This window comes from Crocinitomicaceae bacterium, from assembly GCA_016708105.1.
GTDB lineage: Bacteria > Bacteroidota > Bacteroidia > Flavobacteriales_D > Crocinitomicaceae > JADJGJ01.
Genome location: JADJGJ010000001.1, coordinates 843,454 through 859,407, shown reverse-complemented (window position 1 = coordinate 859,407; position 15,954 = coordinate 843,454). Strand labels below are relative to the sequence as shown.

The following is a 15,954-nucleotide window of genomic DNA, read 5'->3' as shown; positions in this document are numbered from 1 at the left end:
ATCAGCAAGTTAATAGTTATTCACAAATGTCATTAAAGGGTACGTGTGTTAAGTCAAATTCTATTGGAGGTTTTACCTTTGTATTATGGATTTTTTGCAATCATTGAATAAAGAACAAATAGAAGCTGTGCGCAATACTGTGGGACCAACCATGGTAATTGCTGGAGCAGGATCAGGTAAGACAAGGGTTTTGACGTATCGGATTGCTTTTTTAATTAGTCAAGGGGTTGACCCATTTAAAATATTGGCATTGACCTTCACCAACAAAGCAGCCCGAGAGATGAAAATCAGAATTGCGCAAATTGTTGGTGATTCTGAGGCAAAAAATATATCCATGGGTACATTTCACAGCGTATTTGCCAAGATATTGAGACAGCACAGTCAAAAATTGGGATATCCATCAAACTTTACGATATATGACACACAAGATTCACGCAGTTTACTCAAAACCATTATCAAAGAATTAGGCTTAGATGATAAAACCTACAAACCTTCATTAGTTCATGGCCGAATCTCAAGTGCAAAAAATAATTTGATATCAGCAGCCGAATATGAAGCCAACGCAGAAATAGTTGGAGAAGACCGCATGAGCGCGAAACCACGTCTATTTGAAGTATACCGAGCATACGAAAAGCGTTGTTTTATGGCCGGTGCAATGGATTTTGATGATCTTCTCTTCAAAACAAATCTTTTATTAAGAGATCACCCTGAAGTATTGCATTATTATCAACACAAATTCAAATACATTTTAGTAGATGAGTATCAAGACACGAATTATTCTCAATACCTGATTGTAAAAAAACTTGCTGCCGTTTTTAATAACCTCTGCGTTGTAGGAGATGATGCACAAAGCATTTATTCCTTCAGAGGAGCCAATATTGAAAACATTTTGAACTTTAAAAATGATTATCCCGATTATAAAATTTTCAAACTGGAACAGAATTACCGCTCAACTCAAACAATTGTTGACGCAGCAAACAGCATCATAGAAAAAAACAAAGATCAAATTAAAAAGAAAGTGTGGACAGCCAATGAGGCAGGCGGTAAAATAAAAGTAATACGCACGTTAACAGATAATGAAGAAGGGAAAACAGTCACCAACAACATTTACGAAACCAAAGTCAACGAACGCGCAAATAATTCTGATTTTGTGATTCTGTATCGCACCAATGCTCAATCTAGGGCATTTGAAGAGTCACTAAGAAAAATGAATCTACCTTATAAAATATACGGAGGTTTATCATTTTATCAGCGGAAAGAAATTAAAGATATCACTGCATATTTCAGATTGGCCATAAACCCACACGATGAAGAAGCGTTAAAACGAGTGATCAATTATCCCAAACGCGGAATAGGCGATTCCACTATTGAAAAAATCATCATTGCTGCCAGCCATCACAACACCGGGATTTGGGATGTGATGTCAAAACCACGGGAATATCCAGCTGATATACCTGCTGCCAGTTTCAATAAAATTTCTGCCTTTGTTACCATGATAGAAAGTTTCAGTGTGCAACTACACAAAACAGACGCACATGAATTGGCACAACTAATTGCACGGCACTCAGGAATACTCAAAGAATTATATGATGACAAATCACCCGAGGGCGTATCACGATATGAAAATATTCAGGCATTGCTTGCAGGTATAAAAGAATTTACTGAAAACCAGCCAGAAGATGCGGTGGGATTTCTTAATGATTTTATGAATGACATTGCTTTGCTTACAGACGCAGATGAAGAAGACAATGAGAATAAAGATCACATCAATTTGATGACTATTCACGCTTCAAAAGGATTAGAATTCCCGTTTGTATATATTGTAGGATTAGAAGAAAATTTATTCCCTTCACAAATGGCCTTACATTCACGAGCAGAATTGGAAGAGGAGCGCAGATTATTTTATGTTGCCCTTACCAGAGCACAAAAACAGGCAACACTAACTTACGCTACCAGCCGCTATCGTTATGGCAATATTATAACAAGTGAACCCAGCAGATTTATTGAAGAGATTTCATCTGAATATCTTGACATTTCAAATCCAACGCGCGGAGGCGGTGTATCCATGAATCAATTCAATCTTGAAAGAAAAATAGGAAGAACAAAACCACCACTTTTTTCTTCTCGAAAAACAAGTAATGATCAGTTATCTGAAGAATCAAAATCACAACCGCAAGAACAAAAATCATTTGATGTAAAACAGTCGGATCTCAGCGAAATTAAAGTTGGAAATAACGTCATGCACGAGCGTTTTGGAAAGGGCAAAGTTGTAGGTGTTGAGGGAAAACCACCGGTTAAAGCAACTGTGTTTTTTCCGCAAGTTGGAAACAAACAACTCTTACTCAAGTTTGCCAAAATGGAAATACTGAACATAGACTGACGAGAAATCAACTTTTTATAATCCGAAAGCATCATTTGATTTTTGAAAAAAACACTTAGTTAAATTTCAATACGGATGACTACCCGAGTGCCTGCTGCATTGCCATCAGCCGTTTTGAGGTCAATAATTTCAAAAGGATTAATTCCGGATTTTTTATTCAGAGAAGCCAGCCTTTCTTGGGTTACTTTCAGTGCAGTAGATTTGTGATAGTTTTCTTTTTGTGCAACAAATTTTGCAGCCTCTGCCCTACCCTGTCCGTTATCTTCAACCGAACATTCTAATAAGTGATCACCAACCAGCTGAAATCCAACAATGATTTTTCCTGTTTTATTTTCGGCGTTTCTTATACCGTGAATCAGCGCATTTTCAACAAAAGGTTGAATGAGTAAAGGAGGAAGAATATCTTCATTGGTATCTAAATTTTCATCTATGACAAATGATAATTCAACATCGGTACCTGATGTTAATCTTTCAAGCTGAATATAGTTTTCCAACGTCTCCACTTCATTGTCAATGGAAATAAATTTTTCACGAGAATTTTCAAGCACTCGTCGCATGAGTTTAGAAAATTTTGCCAGGGCGTATCTTGCCTTATCCGGATCATTTAAAATGATGAGATTGTGAATTGAGTTAAGCACGTTAAAAATGAAGTGGGGGTTCATTTGCAAGCGCAATGCTTTTTGCTCCAATTCAATCATGTTTTTTTCCATTTGTAAGCGATCTCTCAGTCTTTTATTTTTTGCTCTTTGCCTTAAAAAGAAAAACAAAAAGATCAAACTCAGCAACAAAAATATTGCTGAATAATAAATTAATTTAAACCACCATTTTTCATAGTAAGGTTGATCAATTTCAAACTCAATTACTACCGGTTCAGCTTCCCACAAATCATCAATAGAAGCTTGAACAGAAAAAGAATATTTACCCGGAGGAAGATTGCTGTATGGCACTTCATGCGATTTTCCCGGGGGAGTCCAATCGCGATCAATACCAGAAAGTTTCCAGCGATATTTTATTTTGTCAGCATGTGTATAATGAATTGCTTTAAAACTAAATCCAACGTGATTCTGATCAAATGGAAGCAATAATTTCTTAGTAAATTTTCCTTTGTCAAAATAATCAGCATAAACCGTATTTTCTATTGACTCGTAAAAAATTTTAAAATCAGTAAGCATAAGAAATGGAGGGTCTTTTTGCGCATAATTTATTTCACCCCCTTTATACACATACAGTCCATTCACTGTACCAAACCAGAGATTTCCCAAGTTATCTCTGCATGATGAATTTGTGTTTGTTTCAACTCCTTCAAACCCTTCAGCTGATCCGTAATGAATAATGTGATCAACTTTAAAATCAGACGTCAAATACAAGCGGTCAAGGCCTTGTTCAGTGCCTACCCATAATTCATTTTCACTCAATGTCAGCTGATAGATATTATTAGATGCAAGCCCCTGCGCAGTAGTTATCCAATTTTCTGAAATAACTGAATCACCTGACATGGTGTACTTAAGAATTCCATTGTCAGAAGTTGCAAACCAGATACAACTATCAACCGACACGGCACTTCGCAAATTAACACCAGGAATGTCAAAACTATGCACTTCACCATTGAGAATATACCCAGTAGTATTCTCATCTCCAATAAACCATAATGTGTTGCCATGAAAAAAAATCAACGAAAGGCGTTCAGGCAATTGTCCGGATTTTATTTTTAAGCGTCTGAATCCAATTTGAAAAGGAAAATTTATTCCTTTTGAAATACGAAGTATACCACCGTTTAGCGTACTTATCAAAATTTCGCCTGTTGAAGGATTTTGGATACAATTTTTTACCCAATTTGATGTCAGCCCCTTTGACTGGTTATACATCACCATGGTATCTTTATTTAATTGAGGAGAGAAAATACCAAGCCCTGATGACTCAGTACAAAACCAGGTATCACCATCTTGATCAATAAAAACGGAACGAACTTTATCAGAACAAAATCCCATTGATTCGTCAAAAAGTGTGACTGAAGTATCATTCACGCGAATGGCACCGGTACCCTCTGTGCCGAGCCAAATATTTTGATTAAACGCGGCAACAGAATAAATGTAATTTCCGTTCAACCCTGATTCAACTGAATACTTGATGAAAGGACTATTCTGAAAAATGGAAATTCCTCCTCCGCTAGTTCCAATCCAAACATTATTCCATTTATCGGCTATGATTGCCCGCACATGATTATTAGCCAAGCCATTTTGAGCGTTGTAATTTTTTAATAATCCGGATGATTGATTGTAGACAAAGACTCCACTATTGAGGGTACCAATCCATAAGTCATTGCCTTGTGAAAGATATAAGGTTGTCACAATTTCATCCTCAAATAAACCATCACCAACCAAATCCTTCATCCCGGTATTTTTATTGTACGCTGCAAGTCCGCCTCCGTAAGTTCCGATAATCCAATTATCATCCATTTCAATTACGCATTCCACTTGATCAACCGGTAAACCACGAGACTGATTTAACTTATCAAAAGGATTTTTCAGATTCAATAAACCCGCTGGAGTACAAAGCCAGATTTGCTTAGATGAATCTTCAAAAAATTTATTGATCGCAACATCTGATTCGCCATTCCAATCATATCTTTCAATACCAGATTTTGCGATAAACCAGAGCCCTTGATCAGTAGCCAATAATATTTCTTTTTCAGGTGAAATTAAAATATCGTTTACAACAATTGCCTGATTGGGAAATCTGAAATTTTGCACAAATTCTCCTTCAGTTGTATATTGGGTTACTCCACCACGCTGACCAATCCACACATATTCATCCTGATTAATTTCAACACAATAAATACGATTAGAAATAAGCGAATCAGATTTGGTAAAAACAACAAACTCAGAACCGTCATACCTGCACAAACCTCCGCCCTGAGTTGCAATCCACACACGATGATTCTGATCAAATGCTAAATCATAAGCCTGAGATTGCGGCAAGCCATTTTGAATAGAAATATGTTTGAAGTTATACGCCTGTGCCTTGCCATTCTCTGCTCTTATTAATAAAATGAAAAGCAAAAGGAAAACAATTAAGGAGGTATGACAACGATTAAGAGACAAATGAAATCGTTTAATAAAAACAAGATGTACCCATTGAAAATATACTTAGCTTTCGGAGACTAAATATATTCTGAAAAAACAAGTGCAGAAACAAAAGGTGATAAAAAAAAGAAATCGTATTAGGCAATTTATCAGCCGGCACCGGAATTTACTGACAGTACTTTCAGGTACTCTGCTATTACTGTGGCTATTTTGTTTACCCGAAAAATTGTTTGAAGATCCAACTTGCACCGTGTTATATGATAGAGATGGAAATTTGTTGGGTGCAACCATTGCTGAAGATGGGCAATGGAGATTTCCGGCTAATGACACCATACCATATAAATTTAAAAAAGCCTTGCTTGAATTTGAAGACCGGAATTTCTATTCACATTGGGGACTTAGTGTTCGTGGTATGTCTAGAGCCTTGTGGCAGAACATCAAGGGAGGAAAAAAAGTAAGCGGGGGAAGCACCATCACCATGCAATTGATGCGCATGTCACGCAAAGGACAAGATCGCAATATCTGGCAGAAAATAGTAGAAATATGGTGGGCAACAAGGGCAGAATGGAAATACAGCAAAGATGAATTGTTAGCCATGTACGCAAGCAATGCTCCGATGGGTGGAAATGTGGTAGGGTTAGATGCAGCAAGCTGGAGATATTTTGCACGGCCTGCATACGAACTCACCTGGGCTGAAAGCGCTACACTGGCCGTGCTTCCAAATGCTCCATCACTCATGCATCCGGGTAAAAACAGAGATGAATTAATTGCCAAAAGAAATAGGTTGCTTGACCGTCTTTTTGAAATTGGTGAAATGGATTCAATGACCTGGGAACTTTCAAAACTTGAACCACTGCCCGATGAACCTCACCCCATGCCAGCCTACGCACCACAACTCATGAACCGCGCAATAGCCGACGGACGTTCAGGCAAAATTATTCATACAACCATTGATCTTTCAGTACAGCAAAGGGTAAATGAAATAGTGAAATTTCATCATGAGCAATTGCGTACAAATCAAATTTTCAACGCAGCCGTTTTGGTGATGGATGTAAATAGCGGAGAAGTGCTCGCGTACACTGGAAATGTCCCAGGACTTGAAACAGAACATGGCAGCGATGTAGATATCATTTCTGCACCGCGCAGCACAGGCAGTATTCTCAAACCTTTTTTGTACGCCGGTATGCTTGAGTCAGGTGACTTAACTCCAAGTATGCTTGTGCAGGATATTCCAACCGTGATGTCAGGGTATAGCCCAAAGAATTATAATTACAAATATGATGGAGTTGTTGCGGCAGATGTTGCTTTGGCAAAATCTTTAAACGTTCCGCTTGTGCGCATGCTAACGAAATATAGCGTACCCAAATTTCAATTGCTACTACAAAAATTAAAATTCAGTACCCTTACTAAAAGTCCTGATCATTATGGATTGTCACTTATATTAGGAGGAGCTGAAGTAAATTTATGGGACTTGGTCTCAGCCTACGCTATGATGGCGCGTACGGTTAATCAATTTCCTGACAGAAAACAAGGCATAAACAGGAAAGCATATTACATGCAAGGCACGGCCGACACGAGTGATGAGCATGCTATACTGAGTGCTGCTGCTTGTTATTATACTTTTCAAGCCATGATTGAAGTTGCACGTCCGGAGGAAGATATTAATTGGGAATTATTTTCAACATCCCAAAAAATTGCTTGGAAAACCGGAACCAGTTTTGGGTTCAGAGATGCCTGGGCTGTTGGTGTTACGCCAAAATATGTAGTGGGTGTTTGGGTTGGAAATGCAGATGGCGAAGGGCGTCCGGGATTAATTGGACGAGAAGTAGCAGCACCCATATTATTTGATGTTTTTTCTTCACTGCCAAAATCAGACTGGTTTGATAAACCTTATGACCAGATGGTTGAAACCGAAGTGTGCAGCAAAAGCGGATATCGCGCCGGAGATTATTGTGATCAAAAAACCATGACGTGGTTACCCAAAACGTGTATGAATACATCAGCCTGTCCGTATCACAAACAAATTTTTTTGGATGAAACGCAAATGTATACGGTGAGTTCTGATTGTTATGATTTATCAAAAGCAGTGAAAAGAAACTGGTTCATTTTACCGGCAGAGGCAGCTTATTATTATCGTAATCATGATCCAAATTATATTGACCAGCCACCGATTATGGAAGGATGTACAGATGAAAAAGAAATGAAAGATCTGGTTATTCTCTACCCAAAAAAATTCAGCAGTATTTATGTACCGTTAAACATGAATGAAGAACGTGAAAAGGTAATTATGTCAGCAACGCATAAGCAAAAAGACATGATGTTGTTCTGGCATTTGGATGACACGTTTTTAGGAACAACCCAACACTTGCATGAGATGGTATTGTTGCCTTCACCGGGTAAACACATGTTAACCATTATTGATGAAAACGGAATTAGTGCAAGTGTAGAATTTACGGTGACAAATGAGGTGGAATAAACACCATTTAATCTTGACTTGTTAACGAATAATAATTTTCAGCAGAAAAAACTTGCAGTCAGATTGAATAATTTTAACTTTGTTTCTCAAAGTACTTTTTAATATGACAGAAAAAAGCGCATTGGAAGATCTCAGAGAGATCAGAAAGATGATGGAGCAATCATCCAAGTTTTTATCGCTGAGCGGACTATCAGGAATAATGGCGGGCTTATGCGGACTGATTGGTTCATGGCTGGCAATATCAGAACTTCAGCATTATGAGCAGATGTATTTAACAAACTACATGAGTGGTACCTTACGGCAGGCAGAGTATAACCTGATCTATCATTTAGCCATCATAGCCATCATGGTATTGATTTTGGCATTTGGATTTGGATTCTTTTTTACTTGGATAAAATCACGCAAAACCGGACAATCACTTTTTTCTCCTTTGTCAATCAGGTTGGTAATTAGTTTGATGGTTCCGCTGATTTTTGGAGGTCTTTTTGTGTTGATTGGACTATACAAAGGCTATTATGAAATTGCTGCACCAGCCACCTTGATTTTTTATGGTTTAGCGTTGTTAAATGCATCCAAATATGTACATGCTGATATTAAAATACTTGCCGTAGCTGAGATGATACTCGGGTTGCTGGCTTTTGCTACTCTAGAATACACTTCTGCGGGTGCTCTCAGATTAATTTATTTTTGGGCAATAGGATTTGGTATCTTGCATATTATTTACGGCACAATTATATACTTTCGTTACGACTATCAAAAGAAAAAGTGAGCTCCATTGACAAACTCAATAAGGCTTTTGAATCAAGAGTCAGGTTAGGCATTATGTCTATGCTGATGGTCAATGACCGTCTTGATTACAATGAGATCAAAGAATTGCTTGGTCTCACAGATGGTAATTTGGCATCACATATCAACGGGCTCGAAAAAGCCGGATATCTTGATGTAAAAAAACAATTCATAGGTAAAAAAACCAACACCAGTTACAAACTAACGCGCAGCGGAAAAAAAGCATTTTCAGAACATATTCAAGCATTGGAAAAACTCATTAAAAAAATCTGATATTTTTTTAAACATTCACTTTGTTTTTCAAAGTGCTTTTACTTTTTAACACTAAAATAAACTAAATATGAAAAGACAACACATGCTTTACCTTGGTTGGTCACTCTTGGTGGCTAACCTTATTTACCAAGAACTTTGGGGGCTCAATATTTTCATCATAACCGGTATTAGCGCAGTACTGGCATGGTATCATTATTTTAAAAGCCCGACAAACAATGTTTCTCCTCATAAAAACGCATTCCGTTGGTACCTGAGCGGCATCATTTGGTTTATATCAGCTTTCTCAGTATTCCTCTCAGGCAGCACTGTTCCCATAATATTGTATGTATTGTCAACAATTTATTTCATTTCAGTTCAAGACAGATCAGCCTCTGTTAGTATTATATTTTCATTAAGTCAAATTCTTTATTCATTTAGTAAGGGATTTGTTGATTTTATATTAATCTTTTTCAAAAAAGGTGATCAAGAAAATAGAATGAGTCGCCGATTAAAACTTGTGCTGATAGTAACCACCGGCCTAATAATCTTCATTTGTTTTTTAAAACTCTATCAATTAGCTGATCCCAGTTTTTATGAGTTGACTGCGTTCATTACACTAGATTGGATTTCATGGGATTTTTTAATCTTTTGGCTTCTCATTACTTGGTTGCTTTATGGTTTGTATTATTATCACGGCAACCAAGCTATTTCAGAATTTGATCAAACTTTTCAAAATGATGTGCCGGCCGGATACTCAGATTTTCTTCAGCGTTATTTAGGAGAAAAAAGTGAATACATTGCCACCATTGCCATTGCCGGTATGCTAAGCCTGCTGGGCACCGTTTATCTAATCAATGATATTTATCAGCTAACCGCCCTATCATCCAATGAGAGATCATTTTCAGATTATTCTGAGGCCGTACATGAAGGAGTTTATTCTCTGATGTTTTCAATTTTTTTGGTTGTGCTGGTGATCAGTTTATTTTTCAGAGGCGTGAACAATTTTGCGGCTAAAACCCCACGTAACATCGCTTTGATTTGGTTATTGGTAAACTGCGGAATGATTATCACAACCACGCTTAAAAACATGGATTACATCAGCTATCTCGGTTTAACCCACAAAAGAATTGGTGTCTTGTTTTACCTACTCATTTGTATCGTGTCACTCATAGTATGTCTGATCAAACTAGTGAAAATAAAATCTTTTTGGTTTTTAATCAGAAGCAGTGCTGTGAGTATACTTTTTCTGCTTGTAATTTTCTTTACAATAAACTGGAATAAAATAATCACGGAATATAATTTAAAGAATATAGAATTAAGTCGTCTTGATTTTGATTATCTCTACAGTATTGGAAATGATACGCATCCGGCATTATTACAATATCACGTTAAATATGGTATAACTGATACAGATTTCTATCATACCTTATGTACATCAGTAAAATATACAAGAAATCGCATGCGCACTACTGTTGTGCCAACAGCTTGGCGATCATTTTGTTTACATGACTATTTATTTTTGAGAGAACTTGAAAAATTTAAATTTGCATCAGATGAAATAGACTCGAATAGAGAAACGGATGATCAGGCCAGCCGGTATCCATCACACAGTGAAGAAAGAAGTTTACGATAATTGAAATTTATCCTAACTAAATAATTCAAAAAGCGGGTTGAAAAATTAAACTGTCAATCCGCTTTTAGTTTTCTCCGGTGAATAGAAATTTATTAGGTGTCGTATAATTTTGCTTTACTGCAAACATGACAATTCCAGCAGTATTTTTTACGCCCAATTTAGCCATGATGTTCTTGCGATGCGTATTCACCGTGTGTTTACTGAGAAAAAGCTTTTCCGAAATTTCAGGATTAGTAAGACCTTCAGCAATCAACGTAATGATTTCAATTTCTCGTTCAGATAGCACAATTGGGTCACATGAAAATTCTATTTCAGCTAATTGCTCCACGTCAATTCGTTCTTTGCGAATGGTATCCAAAATCTGTCCGCAAAAAAACTTATTACCACTATTTGTTTCTTTTACTGCATCAACAATTTCACCCAGGCTACAATCTTTTTTTACGTATGACATTACACCACTTTTGATGGCATGAATCAAGGTGGTTCCTGATTGCTCAGGTGTAATGGCAATAATTTTTAATTTGGGAAATTGCACCAATACTTGCGGTACAACATCAATGGTAAAGCCTTTACTGGTGTAGTCAATCAAAATCAAGTCAGGCTCAAAAGATTTAACCTGACTTAATAACTCGTCACTTGATTCTGATTCACCAACAATTTCAATGTCATTTCCACGAAGAATGGCTCTGAGGCCAACCCGCGCAAGTTCATTACTATCTGCAAGGACTAATTTCACTTATTTAGAATGATTTTAAATAAACCTATACAAATATAATCAGAGAGATTGATTAAATGAAATTTTTTTTTCACCTGCGATAAACATTGCCTTGATTAAACCAATGGCTATACTTTGATGTAAAACATGGTTTTGGATACTTCATCACCTTCATAATGAAAGTAAGCCTTTGTACCAACCACCTCATCAATTACAATAGTCATGGATTGCCCTTTTTGTAAATTTGTGTTTCCTTTAGCACTTATGATTGTCATGGTAAAACTGCAATCAGATATCCAATTTATTGCAGACTTTATGACGATATTTCCAACACCGAATTTTTCAATAAACATTCCATTTTTCACCAGCACCGGACCATACCATTCTTTGCCGTCGGTATATTTTAAGGTGATTCCACTCGCAAAAAACTCTTGACAAGTTTGTTGTCCAAAAGCAAGAGCATTTAAAATAAATACAATTGCAATAATGGCATTTTTCATAGATAAAACGGATTTTGTTTAATTAAGTATTTACTAAGATATTCAAATACCCAAGATGACAATGTCGACTACTTATTTCTCTTTTTGAAACGATACCCAATTCTGAAACCACCTGACAAATGATTGCCATTAAAAACATTGCGTTGCCATGCGATTTCAGCTGACCAGCAAAAGCCATTCTTTTTGATTCTGTGTATACCTACCGGAATATACACAGCATGATTCTGCAACGATGTTCCGTTATAATGAAAAGCAGTATAAATTCCAATATAAGGTGTCAAATTCAACATAGTTTTACCCAGCAAATGATAACGCGCACCTATGGTAAAGGCGTGATTGAGATCAAAATCACGAAAACCTGCACCGGTTTCAAATGCAAATTTTGGGGTGATAAATGCATCCATGGTTATTCCAGCTCCTGACATTGGGCCAAAACCATAAAGATTAAATCCCACCGGATGCTGAGCTCTGCGATTCAAATCTTTTAGTTTAAATTCTGATGATAAATTAAATTCAGATGGCTCTGAGGCCATTGCCATGAAGACAAACTGAATAAGAAGAAAAAATAAAATGCTCCAACGCGTCATACCCTGTTATTTGAGATTGTCAGAGCAAAGCACGTTCCAAAAATTAAAACTTCATGGTAAACGCAAGACTAGGCATAATAGGCAACTGATATACTTTTTGATTGGTTACCCTGTTTACATAGAAGATATTTTGGCGGCTGTAAATATTTGTGATACCGGCAATAAATTCAAATTTCAAATTTTTATTTTTTTCAGGTGAAATGGTTTTTTTGATATTCATATCCAAACGATGATATGTTGGTAGTCGTCCATTATTTTCATCATCATATAAAAATGTAAGGCTTGATGCATTACCTGTCCAATATTCGCTATCAACTTGATCAATTGTTGGTTTTTCGTATACACCATTTGTTTGTTTGAATGGGAAACCTGTACCCAAATTCCATCTCGCTGAAATTTCCCAGCTCTCTTTTTTTCCAAAATTGTAAGTTGAAATCAGATTAACATTATGTCTTCGGTCAAACACCGGGTAGTAGGTTTGAAAGCCATCCCAGCGCGTTACTTTTCCGTATGCATATACAGCCCACAAGTAGAATTTTTTAGTAGAGAAAGTGAACACGATATCACCACCATAAGCAATTCCGCTTTCAATGATGAAATCCTTTTTATAGACATCATCAACATCAAAATTCACCGCGTTATCTTCAAATATTTTATTTTGATTCACGTTGGTCATTTGTGAAAAGTATTTGTAATAACCCTCAATGTTCATGGTTAGTCTTTTTGAAATATCTACTTCAATTCCAAAGATACCATGCCACGCTTTTTGTAGACCATTTGTTACTTCACGTTCAGAGCCATCAGGCAAAACAAATTTTGAGGGCAGGTTTTCAGGTCCGGTAATGAAGCCGTAAAATAAATTCACTACATCTTTATCAGAATTAGATGAAGTAAAATTCTGGGTGAAATATCCACCTGCAACTTTTAATCTGAACTCATCAGTAATATTATATTTACCACTAAAGCGAGGTTCAATAGTTACCTGTCCAACGGATGCATAACCTTGAAAACGCGCACCCGGTTCAAGCACCAATCTACGATTAGCTGAAACATATCTGTAATTGATATAGGCACCACCTTCTATTGAGCTATTATTATTTTCAATTCGGCGATTCACTTCATTGAATGTATTGAATTCAGTTTGAAAATAGTTGAATCCAAAACCATATTCCAATTTACTTTTTCCCGGCAAATGGTAGGTAAAATCAAACGCAAGTTCAGAACCAATAATTGAGCTACTTCTGTCAGCCAGATTTTCTTCTTCAAGCAAGATATTGTAACCTGAAAAATTGAAACGACCTTTCATGAACAGTTCAGAATTAGTTGGCACAAAAATGAAATTAGAGCCTGCTCCAAACGAATTCCACTGCAGGTTAGAAACGGCCTGATAAGTTACCTGATCATTGTGAGAAAAACCAAACACACTGAACTTATTTGCCTGATCACCATGCACGGTAATTTTTCCGTAGAAATCATAAAAATTAAATGGCAATCCTTCCCCATCATTAATGTAAGGATATAGCGTTTTTGAAGTAGCCTCTAAAAGAGACGCTTTTCCTGTAAAAACATACGATACATTTTGCGATTTACCTATAGGACCTTCAAGCAAAAGCTGAGATGTGAAAGGTGAAATACCAACAGCACCACTGAATCTTTTAGTATTACCATCACGATATGAAATATCCATAACTGACGAAATTCTTCCGCCGTATTTTGCATTGAATCCTCCGGTATAAATATCTGCAGACCGAATCAGTTCAGTTTCAAAAACAGAATAAAACCCAATTGAGTGAAAGGGATTGTAAATGGTCATTCCATCAAGAAGAACTTTATTTTGAATTGGAGTTCCACCACGCACGTACACCTGTCCGCCTTGGTCACCGGTTGAAACCACACCGGGCACTGTTTGAAAATATCCGGCAATGTCAGCAGTACCACCGGTAACAGGTACGCGTTTAATATCAGTGTTGGTAATTTTGACAACAGATGTTCGTGGATCAGTAATTTTCTCTTTGTCTTCAGCAACCACTTCAACCTGATCCAAATTAATACCTGATGTTAATTCAACTTCAACATCAAGCATGCCTCCGGCTATCACTTCAATCTCTTTTGTATAATCTGCAAAACCGGTTGATGTAACACGCAAAGTGTACTTACCTGAAGGAACCTGAGGAATAGAAAACAAACCATCTCCATCAGTGATAGCATTTTTATCTGCCCCCATCAACATCACCTTTGCAAAAGGAACTGCGTTTCCATCATCTCCATTTTTAACAATACCACGCACGGTACCGGTTTGTGAGAATCCAAAAGCAGAAAAGACGAATAACAAAATAAGTGCACTCAGGTAACGCATGAATGTTGAATTAAAAGTTAAAAGTATGCATCAACAAGAACTGAAATTGAAAACCAATATTGTACGGTACATTTTTCACAGTTTCATTGAAAGTTCCAAAGATAAGATATTCCATTGTACTCACAGTGGGTTAGGCACATTACTTAGCTAACGGTGGATAAAGCCAATTGAACGGTTGTTAATGAAGCAATTTAAAAATCAGTTCTTTCATCAGCTCACCGTCAGGTAAACCGGCACTGCCAACACCTTTTGACAACATATCATACTCTCGTAGGATGCTAAAATTTCGAGAAATAATTTTTGCCGGATGCTTCTTTTTATTCTTCACTATTTCTTTAGCAGCAAAGGGGGCTACTTTAAGCAGTGAGGCCAGTTTTGCCGGATCTTCAGTTTGCGCAAAGTGCGCCTTGAACATACGCTGATACATAGCCAATAAATTGGCAATCACAACTACGCTATGTGTTGCTTTTGGATTCTGACCAAAATAATTTACGATGCGATTAGCCTTCATCACATTGCGGTCAGCTACCGCATTGACCAGTTCAAAAACATTATAATCTTTGCTGATGCCAATATGTTGCTCAATGTGCTTTTCGTTGATTTGAGTTCCCACAGGTACAATGGTCATCAGCTTTTCAACCTCATTGGCAATGCGACCTAAATCACTGCCAATGAATTCACAAATCAATGCAACCGCTTTGTCAGTAATTTGATATTTTTTTGCAATGACATGATTTTTCACCCAATCAGGCACCTGATAATCTTTCACTTTGGGTGATTCAAAAATGATTCCTTTTTTTTCTAAAAGTTTATATGATCTGAATCTCTTGTCAAGCGTTTTGTATTTGTGAGCAAAGATGAGAATGGTTTGTGGAGCCGGATTATCAAAATATTTTTCAAATTGTTCCCATTGACTTGCCTTGGAATAATCTTGTGCCTCACGAACAATGACTACTTGAAACTCGCTCATCATGGGTAATCGCAAAGCGGTGTCAATTACAGCCATTGGCTGCGTATCTCGGGCGTAAAAAATGGTTTGATTAAAATCACGCTCGCCATCACTCAAAATATTTTGGCTTGCCAGTTCAGCTATTTGATCAATATAATAAGGTTCTTCACCGTGTAAAAGATACAACGGTTTAAATGATCTTTTTTTGATGGATGAAACTAGCTCTTCAAATTTCAT

11 protein-coding genes are annotated in these 15,954 nt (G+C 36.9%); 5 read left to right on the top strand and 6 right to left on the bottom strand.

What is annotated here, in order from left to right; all coding sequences use genetic code 11:
* Positions 1 to 85: 85 nt before the first annotated feature.
* Positions 86 to 2,380 (top strand): UvrD-helicase domain-containing protein, encoded by a 2,295-nt coding sequence (locus tag IPH66_03540; protein ID MBK7128424.1) that lies wholly within the window; start codon positions 86 to 88, stop codon positions 2,378 to 2,380.
* A gap of 59 nt (positions 2,381 to 2,439) precedes the next feature.
* Here IPH66_03540 and IPH66_03535 read toward each other — a convergent pair whose 3' ends face one another.
* Positions 2,440 to 5,439, bottom strand: a complete 3,000-nt coding sequence (locus tag IPH66_03535) for a histidine kinase (GenBank protein MBK7128423.1) — start codon at positions 5,437 to 5,439, stop codon at positions 2,440 to 2,442.
* A gap of 160 nt (positions 5,440 to 5,599) precedes the next feature.
* Here IPH66_03535 and pbpC point away from each other — a divergent pair, with 160 nt between their 5' ends.
* From pbpC to IPH66_03515, 4 genes are all read left to right on the top strand, one after another.
* Positions 5,600 to 7,939, top strand: coding sequence for a penicillin-binding protein 1C (gene pbpC / locus IPH66_03530; protein ID MBK7128422.1), 2,340 nt, complete (start codon positions 5,600 to 5,602; stop codon positions 7,937 to 7,939).
* 103 nt (positions 7,940 to 8,042) lie between these two features.
* A complete protein-coding gene (locus IPH66_03525; GenBank protein ID MBK7128421.1) occupies positions 8,043 to 8,708 on the top strand; it encodes a hypothetical protein in 666 nt (221 codons plus the stop codon).
* The gene (locus IPH66_03520) at positions 8,705 to 8,998 is read left to right on the top strand and encodes a transcriptional regulator (protein ID MBK7128420.1); all 294 of its coding nucleotides are present in this window, start codon (positions 8,705 to 8,707) and stop codon (positions 8,996 to 8,998) included. Before IPH66_03525 ends, IPH66_03520 begins: the two co-directional genes overlap by 4 nt.
* A gap of 67 nt (positions 8,999 to 9,065) precedes the next feature.
* The gene (locus IPH66_03515; GenBank protein ID MBK7128419.1) at positions 9,066 to 10,610 is read left to right on the top strand and encodes a DUF4173 domain-containing protein; all 1,545 of its coding nucleotides are present in this window, start codon (positions 9,066 to 9,068) and stop codon (positions 10,608 to 10,610) included.
* Positions 10,611 to 10,674: 64 nt separating this feature from the next.
* Here IPH66_03515 and IPH66_03510 read toward each other — a convergent pair whose 3' ends face one another.
* From IPH66_03510 to holA, 5 genes are all read right to left on the bottom strand, one after another.
* Complete coding sequence (locus tag IPH66_03510; GenBank protein ID MBK7128418.1) at positions 10,675 to 11,346, bottom strand: response regulator transcription factor; 672 nt, start codon at positions 11,344 to 11,346, stop codon at positions 10,675 to 10,677.
* A gap of 107 nt (positions 11,347 to 11,453) precedes the next feature.
* Positions 11,454 to 11,825 (bottom strand): hypothetical protein, encoded by a 372-nt coding sequence (locus IPH66_03505; GenBank protein MBK7128417.1) that lies wholly within the window; start codon positions 11,823 to 11,825, stop codon positions 11,454 to 11,456.
* A 68-nt stretch (positions 11,826 to 11,893) separates the two neighbouring features.
* Complete coding sequence (locus IPH66_03500; GenBank protein ID MBK7128416.1) at positions 11,894 to 12,412, bottom strand: hypothetical protein; 519 nt, start codon at positions 12,410 to 12,412, stop codon at positions 11,894 to 11,896.
* Between the two features lie 43 nt (positions 12,413 to 12,455).
* Complete coding sequence (locus IPH66_03495) at positions 12,456 to 14,768, bottom strand: TonB-dependent receptor (GenBank protein ID MBK7128415.1); 2,313 nt, start codon at positions 14,766 to 14,768, stop codon at positions 12,456 to 12,458.
* Between the two features lie 178 nt (positions 14,769 to 14,946).
* Positions 14,947 to 15,954: a DNA polymerase III subunit delta gene (gene holA / locus IPH66_03490; protein MBK7128414.1), complete on the bottom strand. Its 1,008-nt coding sequence runs from the start codon at positions 15,952 to 15,954 to the stop codon at positions 14,947 to 14,949.

Bases quoted from the DNA above. Each gene is read 5' to 3' on its own strand.
- IPH66_03540 (MBK7128424.1), top strand. From the start codon at position 86: ATGGATTTTTTGCAATCATTGAATAAAGAACAAATAGAAGCTGTGCGC.
- IPH66_03525 (MBK7128421.1), top strand. From the start codon at position 8,043: ATGACAGAAAAAAGCGCATTGGAAGATCTCAGAGAGATCAGAAAGATG.
- IPH66_03515 (MBK7128419.1), top strand. From the start codon at position 9,066: ATGAAAAGACAACACATGCTTTACCTTGGTTGGTCACTCTTGGTGGCT.
- IPH66_03505 (MBK7128417.1), bottom strand. From the start codon at position 11,825: ATGAAAAATGCCATTATTGCAATTGTATTTATTTTAAATGCTCTTGCT.
- IPH66_03500 (MBK7128416.1), bottom strand. From the start codon at position 12,412: ATGACGCGTTGGAGCATTTTATTTTTTCTTCTTATTCAGTTTGTCTTC.
- IPH66_03495 (MBK7128415.1), bottom strand. From the start codon at position 14,768: ATGCGTTACCTGAGTGCACTTATTTTGTTATTCGTCTTTTCTGCTTTT.
- holA (MBK7128414.1), bottom strand. From the start codon at position 15,954: ATGAAATTTGAAGAGCTAGTTTCATCCATCAAAAAAAGATCATTTAAA.